The following is a 21,391-nucleotide window of genomic DNA, read 5'->3' on the forward strand; positions in this document are numbered from 1 at the left end:
GTGACCGGATGATCAGGCAAGCCGTGTCCTTCGGTCTCTCCGCCACTCTCACGCGCGCCGCCGTCACCGCCCTGCGCGCCAAGGCCCCCGGCGGACGCGACCGCTGGGAGCGGAAGAACTACGCCGGGCGGAGCGTGGAGTTGTACGCCGGGCCCGCCTCGGCCCTGGCCACCGCGGCCGGGGCCGGGCGGGTGTCGCCGGCCGCCGGGGTCGCCGTGGCCGTCGCCGGGATCTGCGGGGCGTACGACGACGTCGCCGGGGCGGACGACGTACGGCGGGGCTTCAAGGCGCATCTGCGAGCCCTGCGGGACGGCGAAGTCACCAGCGGGGCCGTCAAGTTGTTCGGGATCTCGGCCGCCGGACTCGTCGCGGGCGCGTTCCTGAAGGAGCGGCCGCTGGACAAGCTGCTCGCCGGGGTCGTGATCGCCGGTGCAGCGCACTTCGTCAACCTCGTTGACGTACGGCCGGGTCGGGCCGCCGCCGCGGTGCTCGCGCTCGGCGCGCCGGGGCTGCTGCGCACCGGGCCGGGTGCCGAACTCGCCGCGACCGCCATGGGAGCCGCCGCTGCCGTCCTGCCCGACGACCTCGGTGAACGGGCGATGACCGGCGACACCGGGGCGCATGCGCTGGGCGCGGCCCTGGGCGCCGCCGTGGTCGCCGGGAACGGGCGTGCCGGGCTGGTGGCGCACGCAGCCGCCGTGGTCGCCGCGGCGGTGTACGGCGACCGGGTGAGCGAGCTCTCGCGCCGGGCGCTGGGGTGACACGGCGGCACCGGCGCGGAGTGCGCCACGCGCGCGTGTTCGTGCACCGCCGTCACCCCGGCTCACTCGTCCAGGTGACTCGGCCCGCCGCGTTGCCCGGCTCCCGTCCTCCCGCCGGTCCCGGAACGGCCGTGCGTCCTGGCATCCTTGGCGTAAACACGTCGTACGCGTAGGGATCCTCGCGGTACACCCCCTCCGCCCGATCCTTCTGTACTTTCTTCGTGACCGCCCCACCCACGACCAGGAGCCCCGGCCACGTGACCCCCGTGAGCAGCCACTCACCGCACGGCCAGTCGTCGCTGCGCACCGTGCAGGTGCTGGGCGGCGGCAACGCCGGCAGCAGCGCGCATGTGCGATCGCTGGCCTCGGGGCTGGTCGCGCGGGGTGTGCGGGTCACGGTGTGTGCCCCCGTCGAGGCCGACCGGGCCTACGACTTCACCGGAGCCGGCGCCGAGCATGTGCACGTGCCGCGCCGGAGCGATCCCGCCTCCGTGGCAGCGCTGCGGGCCGCCTGCGTGGACGCCGACCTGGTGCACGCGCACGGGCTGCACGCCTCCTTCCGCGCGGTCCTCGCGCTGAGCGGGCGGCGCATCCCGCTCGTGGTGACCTGGCACGACCGGGCGCACGCGGAGGGCGCCCGCGCCCATCTCGTACGGCTGTTGGAGCGGCGCGTCGTCAAGGCGGCCTCCGTGGTCCTCGGTTCCACGTCGGCCCTGGTCGACCGGGCCCGCCGGACCGGGGCGCGGGACGCGCGGCTCGCCGCCGTCGCGTTGCCCGGCCGGCGCCGCTCCGTCGAGCAGGACGACCCCGACCGGCTGCGGCCCAAGGTGCGCGCCGAACTCGGCGCCACCGGGCGGTCGTTGCTGATCGCCGTCGGCTCGCTGGAGCGGCACCGCGGGTACGACGTGCTGCTGGACGCCTCGCGTTCGTGGCGGCGGCTCGATCCCGCCCCGCTGGTCGTGATCGCGGGGGAGGGGGAGCTGCGGGCCGAACTGCAGCGCCGTATCGAGGACGAGGAGCTGCCCGTGCGGCTCATCGGGCGACGGGACGACGTCGCCGAGCTGCTCGCCGCCGCCGACATCGCGCTGCTGCCCAGCAGTTGGGAGTCCCGGTCCGTCCTCGCCCAGGAGGCCCTCCACGCGCGCGTGCCGCTCGTCGCCACCGACGTCGGCGGCATGCCGGAACTCGTCGGCGACGCGGCCGAACTCGTCCCCTACGGCGATCCGGAAGCCCTCGCCGACGCCGTCGTACGCCTGCTCGGCGATCCCGAGCGGCGGGAACTCCTCCGGGAGCGGGGCGTGCGGCAGGCGGCCACCTGGCCGAGCGAGGACGACACCGTGGCCCAAGTGCTCAGCGTCTACGACGAGTTGACGCAGCCCCGGCCCATGATCTAGGGCACGTGCCGGCGCGCCCGCAGCGCCAGGCTCAACGCCAGCACCGTCTGCGGGTCGTCGAGGTCGGTGCCGAGCAACTCACCGATGCGGGCGAGGCGGTTGTAGAGCGTCTGCCGGTTGAGGTGCAGCTCGCGGGCCGTCTCCGCCTTGCGGCCCGCGTGTGCCAGATACGTCTCCAGTGTGGGCAGCAGGGGTGGCCTGGAACGGTCGTCGTGGTCGCGCAGCGGGCCGATCGCGCGGTCCACGAAGGCCGCGAGGTCGGGATGGTCGCGCAGCCGCCACAGCAGCAGGTCGATGTCCAGGCGACGGGCGTCGTACCAGGGGCGGTCGGCCAGGCCCTGCGCCGCCGTGGCCGTCTCCGCCGCGTGTCTGAGGCCCACCGAGGCCGCCGGCCAGCCGCCCGCCACCCCGACGACCACCACCGGCGGCCGTGCCCCGGGCCGCTGGATCCCGGCCCGCTCCACGCCCGCCCGCAGCGCCGCCGCGACCTTGTCGGCGACCGCCGGCCGGTCCGCCTCCGCACGCAGGCCCAGCAGCAGCGGAACGCGGCCCTCCACCGGCCGTACGCCCAGCAGCACCGGCACCCCCACCGAGGCCAGCTCCTCCCCGACCGCGCGCGCCAGCACCGCCCAGCCGCCCGGCGCGGGCCCGTCGCCGAGCCGCATCACGACCGGCAGCAGCGGGGCCTCCCCGGGCTTGAATCCCAGGACGCGCGCCTGCGCCGGGGCGTCCTCGGCGGCGATCCGGCCCTCCGCGAGGTCGGTCAGGAAGTCACCCCGGCCACGGGCGGCCAGCTCCTCCTCCTGGCGTGCCTGCATCAGCACCACGGCGAGGATGCCCGCGGCCCGCTCGGCGGCGATCCGGTGCACGGGCGCGAGCGGGCCCAGCACGGGCAGGAGGGCGAGCCGGGCCCGGATCGCGCCGGCCCCCTGGCCGCCGCCCGGCACGTCCACCAGGACCGCCCCGGCGGGCGGCGGCACGTCCTTGTGCTGCCCCCGCAGCCCCTCCCACACCTGCAACGGATCCGTGCCCTGCGGACCGGCCCCTGCGGCGTACAGCAGCCGTCCGTCGGTCGTCTCAAGGAAGACCGGGTTGCCGCTGAAGTCCGCCAGGATGCCGAGCACTTGGGGCACTCCGCCGCCGCCGAGCAGGGCCTCGGTGCAGCGGCGGTGCACCTCCTCCGCGCGTTGCAGCAGCGCGTAGTGCCCGTTGACGATCTCCGTGTGGATCTCCTCCGTGACCGTCACGAACGGCACCTGGCGGTGCAGTTGCACGAGCGGGAGACCGGCCGCGCGTGCCGTGTCGACCAGTGCGGCGGGCAGCCGGGTGAAGCGGGCGCCGAGTTCGATGACGAGGGCCGCGATGCCGCGCTCGGCCAGGGTGCGCACGAACGCGCGCTGGTCCGCCGGGCGGGTACCGAGGCCGTAGCCCGTGGTCAGCAGCAGCTCCCCGCCCTTCAGCAAGGACGCGATGTTCGGCACCTCGCCCGCGTGCACCCAGCGCACGGTCCGGCCCAGCCGGTCGGCGCCCGCGAGGATCTCGGGCAGACCACTGCGCAGGCCGGGCAGCTCCAGCGCCCGCCGGACGGTGATCCCGGCGCCCTGGGTGTCGAATCCGCTGTTCATGCCGCTGTCCATGTGCGGACGCTACCCGTGCCGATGGCGTCCTGACATCTTCGAGGGCGTTCACGAGAGCAGGGGCCGGGGTAGCCGCGTCGGCATGGACTACAGCGTGGTAGCCGTGGCGCGGGAGGACGACAGCGCGATCGAGGAACCGCTGCGGGTGGCGGTGGCCGCCGATCGGCTCGGGTATCGCGAGGTGTGGGCGGGGGAGGGGCCGACCTGGGACTCGTTCGTCCTCGCCACCGCCATCGGGCGGGACACCGGACGGGTCGCGCTGACCGCCGGTCCGGTGGCGGTGTCGGTGCGCGACGCGTTCGGCATCTCGCGGGGTGCCGCCTCGGTCGCGGCCGTGACCGAGGCGGCCGGTCGGGGTGGCGCTGGGGACGTCCAGCAAGCGGGTCGTGGAGGGCGTGCACGGGGTGCCGCGGGTGCGGCCCGCGGCGGCGATGGAGGCGTCGGCGGCGGCCGTACGCGGCTTCCTGCACGGCGAGCCGGGCCGGCCGCTGGTGCCCGGCAGCGCTTTCCGGCGCCGTCACCGGCCGCCGGGCGGCCCGCTCACCGTGGCCGCTTTCGGGGACCGCGCCATCGCCACGGCGGCGGTCCACGCCGACCGGATGCTGCTCGACCTCGTCTCGCCGGATCAGGTCAGGGTGCTGCGGGCGAAGCTCGACGCCGCCGCCGAGCACGCGGGCCGCACGTCCCCGCCGGTCCTGGCCGCCTGGCTGCCAGCGGCCGTGGATCCCGACCCGGCCTCCCTCGCCCAGGTCCTGCGGAGCATCGCCGGGTATCTCACGGTGCCCGGCTACAGCGACATGTTCGAGGCGGCCGGCTTCGGTGAGGCGGTCGAGCTGGCCCGCACCGGCGCGGACCCCGACACGCTGGTGCGGGCCCTGCCCGCCGAGGCGGCCGGCACGGTCGGTCTGGTGGGCGACCTGGACGCCGTACGCGCGCGTGCCACCGAGTACGCCGAGGCCGGACTGGACGAGATCGCCCTGGTGCCGGCGACGGCGGGGGATCCCGGCGGGGAGCGGACGCTGACGGCGCTCAGGCCGGCCTGATGTTGTGGTTGAACCGGAAGACGTTGTCCGGGTCGTAGCGCCGCTTGAGATCCGCCAGCCGGCGCGTGTTCTCCGGGCCCAGCCCGGCCACGACCCGCTCGGCGCCCTCGTCCCCGATGAAGTTGAGGTAGACCGCGCCGGTGCTCCACGGCCGTGCCGCCGCGCGGACGTCGCGGACCCAGCTCACGCAGCGCTCGTCGTCCGCGGGGTTCTCCCAGATCGCGAAGGGGTGCACGGCCCAGGGCGCGTCCCGGTAGGGCACGGGGTACTCGTGGGGGCCCGCCGCGATCGCCCCGCCCTGGGGGAACAGCACATGGATGGTGCCGGTCGGCGGCAGCGCCTCGCCCCCGGCGCAGAACGCGTCAAGGTATTCGTCGGGCGCGCTCGTCAGATACTCCGCCGACCAGTAGTTACGCATCCCCGGCGGATCGTCGAGCATGCACTGGACGTCGGCGTACGGCATGACCCCGACGATCTCGGACTCGTGCGGCAGTGCCAGCAGGGGCTCGGCCAGCTTGCGCATGTCCTCCTCGGGCCCGGCGTACGTCAGCAGGGCCCCGCACAGGAGTGTGCCGACCAGGTGCGGCGGTACGAAGTCCTCGGGCGGACCGGTGAGATACAGCACGCCGCCGCTCGCCTCGTCCGGGGCGGCGGTGATCAGCTCCCGGTAGGTGCGGACGGCCTCGGGGCCGAACTCCGGGCGGTACAGCACCAGCGCGATGGAGAACACGGGCAGCTCGTGCAGCTTCAGGGTGAGCGCGGTCGCCACGCCGAAGTTGCCGCCACCGCCGTGCAGTCCCCAGAACAGCTCCGGGTTCTCGTCGGCGCTGGCGTGCACCCGCTCGCCGTCCGCGGTGACGAGTTCGACGCCCAGCAGGTTGTCGACGGCCAGCCCGCACCAGCGGTCCAGCCAGCCGGAGCCGCCGCCGAGGACGAACCCGCCGACCCCCGTCGTCGAGGCCCGCCCACCCGTCGTGGCCAGGCCGTGCGGCTGGCAGGCGCGGTCCAGGTCGCTCATCGTGGCGCCGCCCGCGACCCGCACCGCCTCGGCCCCCGGATTCACGCTCACCGCGCGCATGTGCCGCAGGTCGACGACCAGCCCGGCGTCGTTGACGGCCATGCCCGCGACGCTGTGTCCGCCGCCGCGCACCGCGATGTTGAGGTCCAGCTCCCGGCCGAACCGCACGGCCCGTACGACGTCGTCCTCGTCCACGCACTGGGCGATCACCGCCGGCCGGCGGTCGATCATGACGTTGAAGACGGCCCGGGCCTCGTCGTAGCCCGGGTCACCCGGAGCGAACACGTCGCCGACCAGATCCTCGCGCAGCGCGGCGAGGGCCGCGCCCGCCTTCGATGGGGAGGCCATGGGGCGCCCCCTTCCGTGCAGGGGCTGATGGATCCCAGCGTAGGCAGGCTTCGGCCGGTGGTCCTGTTCAGCCTCCGTAGGCCCCCGACGCCGTCAGACGCAGCGCCGTGTCGATCAGCGGAACGTGGCTGAAGGCCTGCGGGAAGTTGCCGACCTGGCGCTGACGGACCGGGTCCCACTCCTCGGCCAGCAGCCCGAGGTCGTTGCGCAGCGACAGCAGCTTCTCGAACAGCTTGCGGGCCTCGTCGACGCGGCCGATCATCGCGAGGTCGTCCGCCATCCAGAACGAGCAGGCCAGGAAGGCGCCCTCGTCACCGGGGAGGCCGTCGACGCCCTCGTGCTCGCCCTCGGTCGGGTAGCGCAGGATGAAGCCGTCCGAGGTGGACAGCTCGCGCTGGATCGCCTCGATGGTGCCGATGACGCGCTTGTCGTCCGGCGGCAGGAAGCCCATCTGCGGGATCAGCAGCAGGGAGGCGTCCAGCTCCTTGGAGCCGTAGGACTGCGTGAAGGTGTTGCGCTCCTTGTCGTAGCCCTTCTCGCAGACGTCCCGGTGGATGTCGTCGCGCAGTTCCTTCCAGCGCTCCAGCGGGCCGTCCGCGTCGCCGGACTCGATCAGCTTGATCGTGCGGTCGACGGCCACCCAGGCCATCACCTTGGAGTGCACGAACTGGCGGCGCGGACCGCGCACCTCCCAGATGCCCTCGTCCGGCTCCTGCCAGTGGTCCTCCAGGTAGCGGATCAGCTTGAGCTGGAGCAGGGAGGCGTAGTCGTTGCGGGCCAGGCCCGTCATGTGCGCCAGGTGCAGGGCCTCGGTGACTTCGCCGTACACGTCCAGCTGGAGCTGGTGCGCGGCGCCGTTGCCGACCCGCACCGGTGCGGAGTTCTCGTAGCCGGGCAGCCAGTCCAGCTCGGCCTCGCCCAGCTCGCGCTCACCGGCGATGCCGTACATGATCTGCAGGTTCTCGGGGTCGCCCGCGACCGCCCTGAGCAGCCACTCCCGCCAGGAGCGGGCCTCCTCGCGGTAGCCGGTGCGCAGCAGCGAGGACAGGGTGATCGCCGCGTCGCGCAGCCAGGTGTAGCGGTAGTCCCAGTTGCGGACGCCGCCGATGTCCTCCGGCAGGGAGGTGGTGGGTGCCGCGACGATGCCGCCGGTCGGGGCGTACGTCAGCGCCTTCAGCGTGATCAGCGAACGGATCACCGCCTCGCGGTACGGGCCGTGGTACGTACAGTGATCGACCCAGTCCCGCCAGAAGTCCTCCGTCGCCTCCAGCGACTGCTCCGGCTCCGGCAGCGCGGGCGGCTCCTTGTGCGAGGGCTCCCAGGAGATCGTGAACGCGATCCGCTCCCCAGGGGCGACCGTGAAGTCGGAGTACGTCGTGAGCGACTTGCCGTAGGTCTCCGCCTCGGTGTCGAACCACACCGAGTCCGGGCCGGCCACGGCGACCGTACGGCCCTCGTGCCGGTGCACCCACGGCACCACCCGGCCGTACGAGAACCGCATCCGCAGCGTCGAGCGCATCGGGACCCGGCCCGAGACGCCCTCCACGATCCGGATCAGCTGGGGGGCGCCGTCACGCGGAGGCATGAAGTCGATCACCCGGACCGTGCCGCGCGGCGTGTCCCACTCGGACTCCAGGATCAGGGAGTCGCCGCGGTAGCTGCGCCGCGCCGCGGTGGGTGGCTCGGCGTCGGAGGCGTGCGCGGGGCCGAGCCGCCAGAAGCCGTGCTCCTCGGTGCCCAGCAGGCCGGCGAAGATGGCATGCGAGTCGAAGCGGGGCAGGCACAGCCAGTCCACTGTGCCGTCCCGGCAGACCAGTGCGGCGGTCTGCATGTCTCCGATGAGTGCGTAGTCTTCGATGCGCCCGGCCACGTGCAACTCCAGTCGAACGGCCACGTCACCCCCTTGTCGAAAGGGGGTTCTCGCTAGTGCGGTCAAGGGGTGGTTGTAATGCTTGGTTGAGCGGTGAAGCAAAGCAGTCGTCCGCGCTGTGAGGCAAAACGACAGTCTCTTCTCGACGATCTCTGCTCAACGAACTGACGAGCTCTCGTTGTTCCGGTGGTTACGGGCGAGGGGTGGTGCCGTGTTGCCGGCCGGGCTCGGCAGCGAATGTCCGAGCAGGATACGACGCACGTAGATGATCTGCGTGCCGCTCCGGGCAACCCGGGTCCGCCGAACGGGTGAGCAATGGGTGACCGATGCGCGGGAAATCGGTGAAGTGTGCCGATCCGTGCCGACACGTGCGCGGAGAGTGGCCGGAAGCCATCGGTCGCTGTCGCTGATACCCTGGTAGCCCGTGGACCGGTGGGCGTGATGACCCCCGAACCGCACTTCAAGACAGCGACCACGGGAGCCCCCTCTTGGCCATGACGCCAAAATCCACGACGACCAAGCACATCTTCGTCACCGGGGGTGTCGCCTCCTCGCTCGGCAAGGGCCTGACGGCCTCCAGCCTCGGCATGCTCCTGAAGGCGCGAGGCCTTCGCGTGGTGATGCAGAAGCTGGACCCGTACCTCAATGTCGACCCTGGCACGATGAACCCCTTCCAGCACGGTGAGGTGTTCGTCACCAACGACGGCGCCGAGACCGACCTGGACATCGGCCACTACGAGCGGTTCCTCGACCGCGACCTGGACGGCTCCGCGAACGTCACCACCGGCCAGGTGTACTCGACCGTGATCGCCAAGGAGCGGCGCGGTGAGTACCTGGGCGACACCGTGCAGGTCATCCCGCACATCACCAACGAGATCAAGCACCGCATCCGCCGCATGGCGACGGACGAGGTCGACGTCGTGATCACGGAGGTCGGCGGCACGGTCGGCGACATCGAGTCGCTGCCGTTCCTGGAGACCGTCCGCCAGGTCCGTCACGAGGTCGGCCGTGACAACGTCTTCGTCGTCCACATCTCGCTCCTGCCGTACATCGGCCCCTCGGGAGAGCTGAAGACGAAGCCGACCCAGCACTCGGTTGCGGCTCTGCGCAACATCGGTATCCAGCCAGACGCGATCGTGCTGCGCTGCGACCGTGAGGTGCCGACCGCGATCAAGCGGAAGATCTCCCTGATGTGCGACGTCGACGAGGCGGCCGTGGTCGCCTGCCCCGACGCCCGCTCGATCTACGACATTCCGAAGACCGTGCACGGCGAGGGCCTGGACGCCTATGTCGTCCGCAAGCTGGACCTGCCGTTCCGCGACGTGGACTGGACGACCTGGGACGACCTGCTCGACCGCGTCCACAACCCGGACCACGAGATCACCCTCGCGCTGGTCGGCAAGTACATCGACCTGCCCGACGCCTACCTCTCGGTCACCGAGGCGCTGCGCGCCGGCGGCTTCGCCAACAAGGCCCGCGTGAAGATCAAGTGGGTCACCTCCGACGACTGCAAGACCCCGGCCGGCGCCAAGCAGCAACTCGCCGACGTCGACGGCATCTGCATCCCGGGCGGCTTCGGCGACCGCGGTGTGCTCGGCAAGGTCGGCGCGATCAAGTACGCCCGCGAGAACAAGATCCCGCTGCTCGGTCTGTGCCTGGGGCTGCAGTGCATCGTGATCGAGGCGGCCCGCAACCTCGCCGACATCGGCGACGCCAACTCCACCGAGTTCGACCCGGCGACCTCCCACCCGGTCATCTCCACCATGGCCGAGCAGCTCGACATCGTCGCCGGTGAGGGTGACATGGGCGGCACCATGCGACTGGGCATGTACCCGGCCAAGCTGGCCGAGGGCTCGATCGTGCGCGAGGTGTACGACGGCAAGGAGTACGTCGAGGAGCGGCACCGTCACCGGTACGAGGTCAACAACGCCTACCGCGCGGAGCTGGAGAAGAAGGCGGGCATCCAGTTCTCCGGCACCTCCCCCGACGGCAAGCTGGTCGAGTACGTCGAGTACCCGCGTGACGTCCACCCCTACCTCGTGGCCACGCAGGCGCACCCGGAGCTGCGCTCGCGTCCGACGCGACCGCACCCGCTGTTCGCCGGCCTCGTGAAGGCCTCGGTCGAGCGGAAGAATTCGAAGTAACACGAGAGTTGTACGGTGGCCGGGGTGCAAACCTTCAAAGGTTGGCACCCCGGTTTTCCTTGGCGGGTTCTTTTTGAAAGCGTGTGGAAGGGCAGGCATGACGATCAAGGACACCCCCGAGGAGTGGGAGGTCCGGGCGACGGACACCCCCTTCGTGGGCAACAAGACCTCCGTCCGCACGGACGACGTGGTCATGCCCGACGGTTCGGTGGTCCGGCGTGACTACCAGGTCCACCCCGGTTCCGTGGGGGTCCTCGCCCTGGACGACCAGGACCGCGTCCTGCTCATCAAGCAGTACCGGCACCCGGTGCGCCAGAAGCTGTGGGAGATCCCGGCCGGCCTGCTCGACATCCCCGGCGAGAACCCGCTGCACGCCGCCCAGCGCGAGCTGTACGAGGAGGCCCACGTCAAGGCCGAGGACTGGCGGGTGCTGACGGACGTCTACACCACCCCCGGCGGTTGTGACGAGGCCATCCGGATCTTCCTCGCCCGCAACCTCTCCGAGGCGGAGGGGGAGCGCTTCGTGGTGGAGGACGAGGAGGCCGACATGGAGCACGCGCGCGTGCCGGTCGACGAGTTGGTCCGCGGGGTGCTCGCCGGCGAGCTGCACAACAACTGCCTTGTCGTGGGCGTGCTGTCGCTGGTCGCGGCGCGGGCCGGGGACGGTCTGGACGCGCTCCGTCCGGCTGAGGCGCCCTGGCCCGCACGCCCCTTCGAGGCCTGAGCGATCGCGCCCGGTCCCGAGCCGACGGGACCGCCGCGGTGTGAAGATCGGCTGATCCGATCGAGCGACCTCCTGGCCGTGCCCGCCACGCTCCGCCCGGAACGTAGCAGAGCGTGAACTAGGCTCTGAATACGCCCGAACCGGAGTCCCGGCGGGCTTGCGCGTGCGTGGGACGGGAGCGTGGCCCGTGACGGATCAGGTGGTGGACACAGGCGGCGTGCAGGTGTCGGCACGGAAATCCGACCGGAACCAATTCCTCGGCCGCACCCGCGAGTTGAAGGAGCTGCGCGCCGACATCGAGCGCGCGGGCCTGGACACCCTCTCCGGCCGCAAGGCGCCACGCGCGCGCGTACTGCTCATCGCGGGCCGCCCCGGCTCGGGACGCACGGCGCTCGCCGAGGAGCTGGTACGGCAGGTGGCGGACCGTTACTGCGACGGCGTGCTGCGCGCCCGCCTGAGCGAGCCCGACGGCACCCCCGTCCCGGTCGAGCGCGTCGCCCGGCACCTGCTCACCGCCCTGGACCTGCCGACCCCGGCCGGCGCCGCCGAGGACGACCTCACGGCCGCCCTGCGCGAAGGCCTCGCCGACCGCCGGGTCCTGCTGCTGCTCGACGACGCAGCCGAATCCGAGCAGGTCGACGCCCTGCTGCCGGACACCCCGGACTGCCTGGCCGTCGCCGTCTCCGGCGGCCCGCTGACCGGCATCTCGGACGTGCGGCCCTGCACGCTCGGCGGCCTCGACACCAAGTCGGCCGTGGAGCTGCTGTCCCGGCACGCCGGCTCGGTGCGCATCACCGTCGATCCACGGGCCGCCGAGGGCCTGGTCGAGGTGTGCCAGGGGCAGCCGGCCGCCCTGATGCTGGCCGGTGGCTGGCTCGCCGCCCGGCCCAAGGCGGCCGTCGCCGACCTCGCCAAGCAGCTGCGGGCCGAGGGCGAGGAGGGCACACCGCTCAGCCGCATGTTCCGCCTCGCCTACGCCGGCCTGCCGGCGCCGGCCGCCCGCATACTGCGGCTGCTCTCCCTCGCCCCCGGCGGCCTCGTCGACCCGCACACGGCCTCCGCGCTCGCCGGCTCCTCGGTGGACAGCGCCCACACCACCCTGGACGACTTCGTCGCCCTCGGTCTGCTGCACTCCGTCGACTCGCCGCTGCCCCAGTACGAGGTCCCGGCCTGCCTGCACCCGTTCCTCCAGGCCCTCACCGAGACCCAGGACCGCCCCGCCGAGCTCCAGCTCGCCCGCGCGCGGATGCTGGAGCGGACCGTACGGCTGCTGCAGTCCTGCCGCGCGATCACCGAGACCGACAGCCCCGAGACCCGGCAGAAGCTCATCGGCATGCCCCGGGCCCTGCGCTTTCCCAACCCCCGTGCGGCCGCCGACTGGCTGCGCATCCGCAGGCCCGTCCTGCTGGCCTCGGCGCGGGCCGCGGTCGCCGACGGGGAGCTGGACACGCTCGCCAGGCGGCTGATGTCCCAGCTGGTCAGAGCGCTGGTGGCGCACTTCGGCACCCAGGCCGCCGCCCCCGAGCTGTACGAGGTCCACGGCCTGGTCCTCGACGTGGCCGAGCGCCGGGACCTGCCACGCGAGAAGGCCGCGGCGCTGCTGAACCTCGGCGATCTCGACGCCCGGACCGGACGGGCGCGTGAGGCGCTGGTGCGCTTTCGCGCCGCGCTGGACGCCGGACGGGAAGCAAATGACCCGTACGCGACGGGTCGCGCGATGGAATCCGTAGGTGGCGCCCATCTGGAGCTCGGGGACTACGACCGGGCCGCCGACTGGTTCGGCCGCGCGCTCGCCCAGCGGCTGGCGCGGGCCGAGCGCGCGGACGCCGCCCGGCTGTACGGCCGTATCGCCGAGGCGCACACCTATGCGGGCCGGTACGGCGAGGCCATGCGGAGCTGGCGGGCCGCGGTCGCCGGGCACCGCAAGAACGGCGATGTCGGCGGCCACGCGCGGGCGTTGAGCGAGCTGGCCCGGGTCCAGGAGTACGCCGGGCGGCCCGAGGAGTCGCTGCGTACCTGCCAGGAGGCGGTGGACTGGGCGCGGCGCGCCGAGGATCCGCGGCTCCAGGGCGCCCTGTACCTCAGGCTGGCCGACACCCTGGACCGCCTGGGTGACCCGGCGGCGGCTCAGCTGCACCGGGGCGCGGCGGAGCGGATGCTGGGAGAGGAGCCCGATGCGGCCGAGTCCGACCCCCAGCAAGAGGTATTCCAGCCGGAACAAGACCCTAACGCCTGCGAAATCCGTAGTACATCCGCTGAAGATTGATGCAATGAAAGGCTAGACAGCGGGAACACCTTCATTAGACTGGCTCTGCCGCACCTTCTCCTGCGGTGTCTCCCGGTGTGCCCAGCACGCCTGGGTATGTCATGTAATGCCCTACACCCTCTGAGCCAAGGACCGTGATCGACGTGAAGGTCGGCATCCCCCGCGAGGTCAAGAACAACGAGTTCCGGGTGGCCATCACCCCCGCCGGCGTGCTTGAGCTGGTGCGCCACGGCCACCAGGTCGTCATCGAGCAGGGAGCCGGTGTCGGCTCGTCGATCCCGGACGCGGAGTACATCGCCGCGGGCGCCCAGATCCTCCCGACTGCCGACGAGGTGTGGGCCACGGCCGACCTGCTGCTGAAGGTCAAGGAGCCCATCGCGGAGGAGTACCACCGCCTCCGCAAGGACCAGACGCTCTTCACCTACCTGCACCTGGCCGCCTCCAAGGAGTGCACGGACGCGCTCATCGAGTCCGGCACCACGGCGATCGCCTACGAGACGGTCGAGCTACCCTCGCGCGCCCTGCCGCTGCTCGCCCCCATGTCCGAGGTGGCCGGCCGCCTCGCCCCGCAGGTCGGCGCCTACCACCTGATGCGCGCCAACGGCGGCCGTGGCGTCCTGCCCGGCGGCGTTCCGGGTGTGCTGGCCGGCCGGGCCGTGGTCATCGGAGGCGGTGTCTCCGGCTGGAACGCCGCGCAGATCGCCATCGGCATGGGCTTCCACGTGACCCTGCTCGACAAGGACATCAACAAGCTCAAGGAGGCGGACAAGATCTTCGGCACGAAGATCCAGACCGTCGTCTCCAACACCCTGGAGCTGGAGAAGGCCTGCCTGGAGGCCGACCTCGTCATCGGCGCCGTCCTCATCCCGGGCGCCAAGGCCCCGAAGCTCGTCACCAACGAGCTCGTGTCGCGCATGAAGCCGGGAAGTGTCCTTGTCGACATCGCGATCGACCAGGGCGGCTGCTTCGAGGACTCCCGCCCGACGACCCACGCCGAGCCGACCTTCCCGGTCCACAACTCGGTCTTCTACTGCGTCGCCAACATGCCCGGCGCGGTGCCCAACACCTCCACCTACGCGCTGACCAACGCCACGCTGCCGTACATCGTCGAGCTCGCCAACAAGGGCTGGGTCGAGGCGCTGCGCCGTGACCCCGCGCTGGCCAAGGGCCTCAACACGCATGACGGCAAGGTGGTTTACCGGGAGGTCGCGGAGGCGCACGGCCTGGAGCACGTGGAGCTCGCCGAGCTCCTCGGCTGAGCCGATCGGCTAAGTCACTTTCTGGTAAAGGCGATACGTCAACACGAGTCGTCAACCGTACGCACCCGGCCGGACCTTGCCCGAAAAGGTCCGGCCGGATGTGTGTATGGTCACTTTGCGACTCTCGGTCAACTCGCCTCGAACGCAACCCTTCGACCGATTCGCACACCCGTGAAACCTGCCGTGCGACGGCCGTACGCCCTTGACAGCGGGATGTTTCATTGTCGACACATCTGCTCGGTCCGGCGGATTGTGTTGCTGCGGACCACCGACACGCCATAGAGTCGCCAACCGTCGGCATGGTGCCACGCTGACCTGTCTAGAAGTTTCCTGGTCACCAAGGAGGTAAGACGACTTGTGAATGAGTCGACATTTTCTCCCGGGGGTGGTCAACCAGGAATGCCGGTACGGGACCAGGGTCCCGCGGGATTCGAGGCTGTCGGCTCCGTTGCGGTGCGCACCTTCGCAGCCCACCAGAGTCACCAGATCTCAGGGTTGACTCAGACAGCACACCAGAGCATGGATGGCCATCACGTGAACGCCATGGCCGGCGACGGAAGTGGCGCGCCCCACAACCAATTCGCCGACTACGACGAACTGCCCGACGGGCACTTCTACGATCCCGACGCGGAGTACGAGCCCGACCCCGAGTACGCGGCCACGCTCGCGCCCGACGCTGCCCGGCAGCGCCGTGAGCGCATCGGTCCGACCGGGCGCCCGCTGCCGTACTTCCCGATCCCGGGTCCCCTGACCGACCACGGCCCCGCGAAGATCATCGCGATGTGCAACCAGAAGGGCGGCGTGGGCAAGACCACGTCGACCATCAACCTGGGTGCCGCGCTCGCGGAATACGGACGCCGGGTCCTGCTCGTCGACTTCGACCCCCAGGGCGCGCTCTCGGTCGGTCTCGGCGTCAACCCGATGGAGCTCGACCTCACCGTCTACAACCTGCTCATGGAGCGGGGCATGTCGGCGGACGAGGTGCTCCTGAAGACGGCGGTCCCCAACATGGACCTGCTGCCGAGCAACATCGACCTCTCGGCGGCCGAGGTCCAGCTCGTCTCCGAGGTCGCGCGCGAGTCCACGCTCCAGCGTGCCCTGAAGCCGCTGATGGACGACTACGACTTCATCGTCATCGACTGTCAGCCCTCGCTCGGTCTGCTCACGGTCAACGCGCTGACGGCCGCCCACAAGGTGATCGTCCCGCTGGAGTGCGAGTTCTTCGCGCTGCGCGGTGTGGCGCTGCTGACCGAGACGATCGAGAAGGTCCAGGAGCGGCTCAACCCGGACCTGGAGCTCGACGGGATCCTCGCCACGATGTACGACTCGCGCACCGTGCACAGCCGTGAGGTGCTCGCGCGTGTCGTCGAGGCGTTCGACGACCACGTCTACCACACGGTCATCGGGCGCACGGTCCGCTTCCCGGAGACCACGGTCGCCGGTGAGCCGATCACCACCTACGCCTCCAACTCCGTCGGTGCCGCCGCCTATCGCCAGCTCGCCAGGGAGGTGCTCGCCCGGTGTCACGCCGAGTGAGTCTGCCGGGGGCCGACGAACTGTTCCGTACGACAGGGGGTATGGCGCTCCAGCCGTCCACTCCCCGGCGCCCCGCCAACGGCGAGGCCCGGGTGCCGGCTCCCGCGGGGGAGAGCGACGAGACCGCCGCCGCCGAGGACGCGCCGCAGTCGGTGCCCGTGCAGGGCGGTGACGGCGACGGCGCCGAGCACGTGGCGGCCGAGGCGGAGTCCGCCGACACCGGCGAGTCCCGCAGCCGCTCCGCGGCCGCGGAGCGCACCGGGCGGCGGCAGGGGGCGCAGGAAGGTTCTGCCGCGACGGCGACCCCCTCCGGCGGTTCCGGCGCGTCCGGTTCCGGAGCAGCCGCCTCCGCCTCCGCCTCGGCCGCTCCGCGCAAGCGGGGGCGGTCGGCCTCGCGCCGGCCCAGTGGGCGTGAACGGCACGACGAGAAGATCACCGTGTACGTCTCCGCCGAGGAGCTCATGGATCTGGAGCACGCGCGGCTGGTGCTGCGCGGCGAGCACGGGCTGGCCGTCGACCGCGGGCGGATCGTCCGCGAGGCCGTGGCCGTGGTGCTCGCGGATCTGGAGAGCCGGGGAGACGCCAGCATCCTGGTACGACGACTCCGCGGGCGGTAGCGGTAGCCTGCGGGGGCCATGACCTCGAACGACGTTCCAGCCCCGCGCGCCGGTGCCTCCGGCGGCCGTCGGCGTGCGCTCGGGCGGGGGCCGGGAGCGTCGCCGGTGGGGACACCGGGTCCCGTCGAACCGGAGCCCGAGGCGGCAGCGGTCGCCGAGGTTCCCGTGGCCGTGGTCCCGGAAACGGAATCCCAGGTTGGTCTACCGGGGGTCGAGCGGGAGTACGCGCCCGCGCCTGATCCCGAGTCCGCGCCCGCGCCCGATCCCGCGTCCACGCCCGAGCTCGCGCCGGTTCCCGAGGCGGTGTCCGAGCCCGCGCCGGTCTTCGAGCCCGCGTCCGAGCCCGCGCCGGTTCCCGAGCCTGCGTCGGCCCCCGAGCCCGCGCCGGTTTCCGAGCTTGCGTCGGCCCCCGAGCCCGCGCCGGTTCCCGAGCCTGCGTCGGCCCCCGAGCCCGCGCCGGTTCCCGAGCCCGCGCCCGTCCTCCCCGCCCAGCGGGACGAGCCCGCCTCCGCCAAGGCGGCTGCCGAAGGAGCCGGCGACGGAGCCGCCGACGACGGCGTCTTCAAGGTCCGCCTCGCCAATTTCGAGGGCCCCTTCGATCTCCTCCTCCAGCTGATCTCCAAGCACAAGCTGGACGTCACCGAGGTCGCCCTGTCCAAGGTGACCGACGAGTTCATGGCCCACATCCGGGCGATGGGGCCGGACTGGGACCTCGACGAGACGACCGAGTTCCTGGTGGTCGCGGCCACGCTGCTCGACCTCAAGGCGGCCCGGCTGCTGCCCGCCGCCGAGGTGGAGGACGAGGCCGACCTGGCGTTGCTGGAGGCGCGCGACCTGCTCTTCGCGCGGCTGCTGCAGTACCGCGCGTACAAGCAGATCGCCGACATCTTCAGCCGGCGGCTAGACGACGAGGCCCGGCGCTACCCGCGGACCGTCGGGCTCGAACCGCACCACGCCGAGCTGCTGCCCGAGGTCGTCATCAGCATCGGGGCGGAAGGATTCGCCAGGCTCGCGGTCAAGGCGATGCAGCCCAAGCCCAAGCCGCAGGTCTACGTCGACCACATCCACGCGCCGCTGGTGAGCGTGCAGGAGCAGGCCGGGATCGTCGTCGCTCGGCTGAAGGAGCTCGGCGAGGCCAGTTTCCGGGCGCTGATCGAGGACACGGACGACACCCTCACCGTCGTGGCGCGGTTCCTGGCCCTGCTGGAGCTCTACCGCGAGAAGGCCGTGGCCCTGGACCAGGAGACCGCGCTCGGGGAGCTGCTGGTGCGCTGGACCGGCGGGGACGGGGACGCGACGCCCACAGTGACCGACGAGTTCGACCGGCCGCCGGAGCAGCCGAAGGAGGAGAAGAAGGCGTGAGTGAGGAGACCACCGAGCTTCCGGCCGGGCTGCGCGCCGTCGCGGACCTCGACCTCAAGCCCGCCCTGGAGGCGATGCTCATGGTCGTGGACGAGCCCGCGACCGAGGAGCATCTGGCAAAACTCCTGGAGCGGCCCAAGCGCCGGATCGCGGACGCCCTGCGGGCGCTCGCCGACGAGTACGCCGTGCAGGGACGTGGCTTCGAGCTGCGCTTCGTCGCGGGCGGCTGGCGGTTCTACACCCGCCCCGAGTACGCGGCCGCCGTCGAGCGGCTCGTCCTGGAGGGCCAGACGGCCCGCCTCACCCAGGCCGCCCTGGAGACACTCGCCGTGGTCGCCTACCGCCAGCCGGTCAGCCGCAGCCGCGTCTCCGCCGTACGCGGAGTGAACTGTGACGGTGTCATGCGCACCCTCCTTCAGCGCGGGCTGATCGAGGAGGAGGGCACGGAACCCGAAACAGGTGCGATCCTGTACAGGACGACGAACTACTTCCTGGAGCGGATGGGCCTGCGCGGTCTGGACGAGCTCCCGGAGCTCGCGCCCTTCCTCCCGGAGGCGGAGGCGATCGAGGCCGAGACCCAGGAGGGGGTGCCGTCGTTCGACCCGGACGCTCCCGATGACGGTCCGGGCGCCCCGGCACCAAGGGGCACCGACGACGCAGACGACCAGACGGAACTTTGATGCGAAGCAGCAGCGGCAGGAACAGCAGCGGAAACAACGGCGGGAGCCGTGGTGGCAACAGCGGCGGCCGCGGCGGGAGCAGCGGGGGCCGCGGTAACTACCGCGGCGCCGGTAACAACCGCGACGACAAGCAGGGCGGCCGGCCGAAGAAGCCGCGCCCCGAGGAGCGGCGCTACGACGTTGGCCCCGGCGCCACCCAGGACGGCCCGAAGTCGGGGCGTGGCGCCTCGGCGCGGGGCGGCGCCAAGGGCGGCCCCAGGCAGGGCCAGGGCACCGGGCGCGGCCGCACGGCTCCGGCGACCTCCCGCGAGTACGACGCCCGGGCCGAGGAGCGCAACCGGGAGCGGTACGCCGGGAAGAAGGACGTCAAGCTGCCCAAGACCTTCCCGGGCGCCGAGCAGGAGGGCGAGCGGCTCCAGAAGGTGCTCGCGCGGGCCGGTTACGGCTCCCGGCGGGCCTGCGAGGAACTGGTCGACGAGGCCAGGGTCGAGGTCAACGGCAAGATCGTCACCGAGCAGGGCCTGCGGGTCGACCCGGAGAAGGACGAGATCAAGGTCGACGGGCTGACCGTCGCCACGCAGTCGTACCAGTTCTTCTCGCTCAACAAGCCCGCCGGTGTCGTCTCCACGATGGAGGACCCCGAGGGCCGCCAGTGCCTCGGCGACTACGTCACCAACCGTGAGACCCGGCTCTTCCACGTCGGTCGGCTCGACACCGAGACCGAGGGCGTCATCCTGCTCACCAACCACGGTGAGCTGGCCCACCGCCTCACGCACCCCAAGTACGGCGTGAAGAAGACCTACCTCGCGCACATCGTCGGCCCCATCCCGCGCGACCTGGGCAAGAAGCTCAAGGACGGCATCCAGCTGGAGGACGGCTACGCGCGCGCGGACCACTTCCGGGTCGTCGAGCAGACCGGCAAGAACTACCTGGTCGAGGTCACCCTGCACGAGGGCCGCAAGCACATCGTGCGCCGCATGCTCGCGGAGGCCGGCTTCCCCGTCGACAAGCTGGTGCGGGTCTCCTTCGGTCCGATCGCCCTCGGCGACCAGAAGTCGGGGTGGCTGCGCCGCCTTTCGAACACCGAGGTGGGGATGCTGATGCAGGAAGTCGACCTCTAGGCAGCCCCTTGTGTCGGCCGGTCCCGGAATCGATCCGGGTCCGGCCGATTCGTTTTCGCCGCTCCGCCGGTCTGTATCCATGACGGAGGGAGCGGGGATGAGTGCGACCACAGTGGACCGTGACGAGTTCGTACGGCTGACCGACCCGTACCGGCGCGAGCTGCTCGCGCACTGCTACCGGATGCTGGGGTCGGTCGACGAGGCCGAGGATCTGGTGCAGGAGACGTATCTGCGGGCCTGGCGGGCCTACGACGGCTACGAGGGCCGGGCGTCCCTGCGGACCTGGCTGCACAGGATCGCCACCAACACGTGTCTGACGGCGCTGGAGGGCCGCGCGCGCCGTCCGCTGCCCTCGGGGCTCGGCGGGCCCTCGGAGGCGCCTGAGGAGCCGCTGAGGGCCTCTGCGACGGACGTCCCGTGGCTCCAGCCGCTGCCCGACACGTTGGTCGACCCGGCGAACGTCGTCGCCGCCCGCGGGAGCCTGCGGCTGGCGCTGGTCGCGGCCCTCCAGCAGCTGCCCGCTCGCCAGCGTGCCGTGCTGATCCTGCGGGACGTGCTGGCGTGGCGGGCGTCCGAGGTGGCCGCGCAGCTCGGCATGTCCACCGCGGCCGTGAAGAGCAGCCTGCAACGCGCGCGTGCCCGCCTCGACGAGGTGGCGCCCGACGAGGACCTCGTCGAGGAGCCGGAGGGCGCCGCCGACCGCGACGTGCTCGACCGGTACGTGGCCGCCTTCGAGAACGCCGACCTGGACGCGCTGATCGGGCTTCTCCAGGACGGCGTGGAGCTCGAGATGCCGCCCTTCCTGGAGTGGTACAGCGGCAAGAAGGACGTGCTGCGCTTCCTGCACGCGCGGGTGCACGAGAAGGGCACCCTGCGGATGCTGCGCACGCGCGCGAACGGGCAGCCGGCCGTGGCGATGTACGTACGCGGGGACGACGGGGTCAACCGGGTGCATTCCTTGCAGGTGCTCACCGTGCGGGAGGGCGCCCTCGCCCGCATCACGGCCTTCCTCGACCCGGACGCACTCGACCGCTTCGGGCTGCCGAAGGAGTGGTCGTGAACTCCGGGGAGCTGCTGGAGCGCTCCCTCGCCTACGCACTGGGCAGCGTCGCTGAGGTCCCGGCAGGGGGCATGGGGCGCAGGACGCCCTGCGCCGAGTGGGACCTAGGGGAGCTGCTCGCACACCTCGACGACTCGCTGGACGCGCTGTACGAGGGGCTGACGGGCGGGCGGATCGGGCTGTTCCCGCGTGCCGACCGGGCCTGCGGCTTCCGTACGCGCGCGTGCGCGCTGCTCGGCGCCTGGGCCGCCGGGCCGCCCGGGTCGGTGTCCGTGGGCGAACGGCCGCTGGACGTGCGGGTGATGGGAGCCGTGGGGGCGGTGGAGATAGCCGTGCACGGATGGGACGTCGCCCAGGCCTGCGGCCGGCCCCGGCCCATTCCGGCCCCGCTCGCGGCCGAGCTGCTGGGTGTCGCCCGCTGTGTGGTCGCGGACGAGGACCGCGGGGTGCGGTTCGGCGCGCCGGTCGTCGTGCCGCCACGCGCGCGTGCCGACGTCCGCCTGCTGGCCTTCCTGGGCCGGCGCGATTCCTTTCCGGGGTGAGCCCGGTCT

At 72.1% G+C, this 21,391-nt stretch carries 18 protein-coding genes; 14 read left to right on the top strand and 4 right to left on the bottom strand.

Going from position 1 to position 21,391, the window contains the following annotated elements:
- Positions 1–8 precede the first annotated feature (8 nt).
- Both ACIRD7_RS31380 and ACIRD7_RS31385 read left to right on the top strand, forming a co-directional pair.
- A complete protein-coding gene (locus tag ACIRD7_RS31380; protein WP_403458911.1) occupies positions 9–761 on the top strand; it encodes a hypothetical protein in 753 nt (250 codons plus the stop codon).
- A 257-nt stretch (positions 762–1,018) separates the two neighbouring features.
- Positions 1,019–2,155: a glycosyltransferase family 4 protein gene (locus ACIRD7_RS31385; RefSeq protein WP_403458912.1), complete on the top strand. Its 1,137-nt coding sequence runs from the start codon at positions 1,019–1,021 to the stop codon at positions 2,153–2,155.
- Here the strand turns inward: ACIRD7_RS31385 and ACIRD7_RS31390 are convergent.
- Both ACIRD7_RS31390 and ACIRD7_RS31395 read right to left on the bottom strand, forming a co-directional pair.
- The gene (locus ACIRD7_RS31390) at positions 2,152–3,792 is read right to left on the bottom strand and encodes a PucR family transcriptional regulator (RefSeq protein ID WP_403458914.1); all 1,641 of its coding nucleotides are present in this window, start codon (positions 3,790–3,792) and stop codon (positions 2,152–2,154) included. The two genes, ACIRD7_RS31385 and ACIRD7_RS31390, sit on opposite strands and share 4 nt — an antisense overlap.
- Positions 3,793–3,879: 87 nt before the next feature.
- Positions 3,880–4,098 (bottom strand): hypothetical protein, encoded by a 219-nt coding sequence (locus ACIRD7_RS31395; protein ID WP_403458916.1) that lies wholly within the window; start codon positions 4,096–4,098, stop codon positions 3,880–3,882.
- Positions 4,099–4,148: 50 nt separating this feature from the next.
- Between ACIRD7_RS31395 and ACIRD7_RS31400 the strand changes: the two genes are divergently transcribed.
- Positions 4,149–4,835 carry an LLM class flavin-dependent oxidoreductase gene (locus tag ACIRD7_RS31400; protein ID WP_403458917.1) on the top strand — a complete coding sequence of 229 codons (687 nt, stop codon included), beginning with the start codon at positions 4,149–4,151 and terminating at the stop codon, positions 4,833–4,835.
- On the opposite strand, the gene ACIRD7_RS31405 is transcribed toward ACIRD7_RS31400, so the two are convergent.
- Both ACIRD7_RS31405 and ACIRD7_RS31410 read right to left on the bottom strand, forming a co-directional pair.
- Positions 4,822–6,201 carry an FAD-binding oxidoreductase gene (locus ACIRD7_RS31405; protein ID WP_403458919.1) on the bottom strand — a complete coding sequence of 460 codons (1,380 nt, stop codon included), beginning with the start codon at positions 6,199–6,201 and terminating at the stop codon, positions 4,822–4,824. The genes ACIRD7_RS31400 and ACIRD7_RS31405 overlap by 14 nt on opposite strands.
- A 67-nt stretch (positions 6,202–6,268) precedes the next feature.
- The gene (locus ACIRD7_RS31410; protein ID WP_403459372.1) at positions 6,269–8,071 is read right to left on the bottom strand and encodes a glycoside hydrolase family 15 protein; all 1,803 of its coding nucleotides are present in this window, start codon (positions 8,069–8,071) and stop codon (positions 6,269–6,271) included.
- A gap of 494 nt (positions 8,072–8,565) precedes the next feature.
- On the opposite strand from ACIRD7_RS31410, the gene ACIRD7_RS31415 reads away from it, so the two are divergent.
- The 11 genes from ACIRD7_RS31415 to ACIRD7_RS31465 all read left to right on the top strand — a co-directional run bounded on the left by ACIRD7_RS31415 (position 8,566) and on the right by ACIRD7_RS31465 (position 21,382).
- Positions 8,566–10,215 carry a CTP synthase gene (locus ACIRD7_RS31415; RefSeq protein ID WP_403458921.1) on the top strand — a complete coding sequence of 550 codons (1,650 nt, stop codon included), beginning with the start codon at positions 8,566–8,568 and terminating at the stop codon, positions 10,213–10,215.
- 97 nt (positions 10,216–10,312) lie between these two features.
- Complete coding sequence (locus tag ACIRD7_RS31420) at positions 10,313–10,939, top strand: NUDIX domain-containing protein (protein ID WP_403458924.1); 627 nt, start codon at positions 10,313–10,315, stop codon at positions 10,937–10,939.
- A 187-nt stretch (positions 10,940–11,126) separates the two neighbouring features.
- Positions 11,127–13,205, top strand: coding sequence for a tetratricopeptide repeat protein (locus ACIRD7_RS31425; RefSeq protein WP_403458927.1), 2,079 nt, complete (start codon positions 11,127–11,129; stop codon positions 13,203–13,205).
- A 134-nt stretch (positions 13,206–13,339) separates the two neighbouring features.
- Entirely contained in the window at positions 13,340–14,464 is a 1,125-nt protein-coding gene (gene ald / locus ACIRD7_RS31430; RefSeq protein ID WP_403458928.1) for an alanine dehydrogenase, read from the top strand.
- 399 nt (positions 14,465–14,863) lie between these two features.
- Positions 14,864–16,000, top strand: a complete 1,137-nt coding sequence (locus tag ACIRD7_RS31435) for a ParA family protein (RefSeq protein ID WP_403458929.1) — start codon at positions 14,864–14,866, stop codon at positions 15,998–16,000.
- Entirely contained in the window at positions 15,985–16,617 is a 633-nt protein-coding gene (locus ACIRD7_RS31440; RefSeq protein ID WP_403458930.1) for a hypothetical protein, read from the top strand. Before ACIRD7_RS31435 ends, ACIRD7_RS31440 begins: the two co-directional genes overlap by 16 nt.
- Positions 16,618–16,635: 18 nt before the next feature.
- Complete coding sequence (locus ACIRD7_RS31445; protein WP_403458932.1) at positions 16,636–17,979, top strand: segregation/condensation protein A; 1,344 nt, start codon at positions 16,636–16,638, stop codon at positions 17,977–17,979.
- On the top strand, positions 17,976–18,659 hold the full coding sequence (gene scpB, locus ACIRD7_RS31450; RefSeq protein ID WP_403458934.1) for an SMC-Scp complex subunit ScpB: 684 nt from the start codon (positions 17,976–17,978) through the stop codon (positions 18,657–18,659). Before ACIRD7_RS31445 ends, scpB begins: the two co-directional genes overlap by 4 nt.
- Positions 18,659–19,780 (top strand): pseudouridine synthase, encoded by a 1,122-nt coding sequence (locus ACIRD7_RS31455; protein ID WP_403458935.1) that lies wholly within the window; start codon positions 18,659–18,661, stop codon positions 19,778–19,780. Before scpB ends, ACIRD7_RS31455 begins: the two co-directional genes overlap by 1 nt.
- A gap of 97 nt (positions 19,781–19,877) precedes the next feature.
- Positions 19,878–20,840: a sigma-70 family RNA polymerase sigma factor gene (locus ACIRD7_RS31460; protein ID WP_403458936.1), complete on the top strand. Its 963-nt coding sequence runs from the start codon at positions 19,878–19,880 to the stop codon at positions 20,838–20,840.
- Positions 20,837–21,382: a TIGR03086 family metal-binding protein gene (locus tag ACIRD7_RS31465; protein ID WP_403458938.1), complete on the top strand. Its 546-nt coding sequence runs from the start codon at positions 20,837–20,839 to the stop codon at positions 21,380–21,382. Before ACIRD7_RS31460 ends, ACIRD7_RS31465 begins: the two co-directional genes overlap by 4 nt.
- Positions 21,383–21,391: the final 9 nt, after the last annotated feature.

The organism is Streptomyces sp. NPDC093568 (assembly GCF_044764945.1).
In the GTDB taxonomy this organism is placed as follows: domain Bacteria; phylum Actinomycetota; class Actinomycetes; order Streptomycetales; family Streptomycetaceae; genus Streptomyces.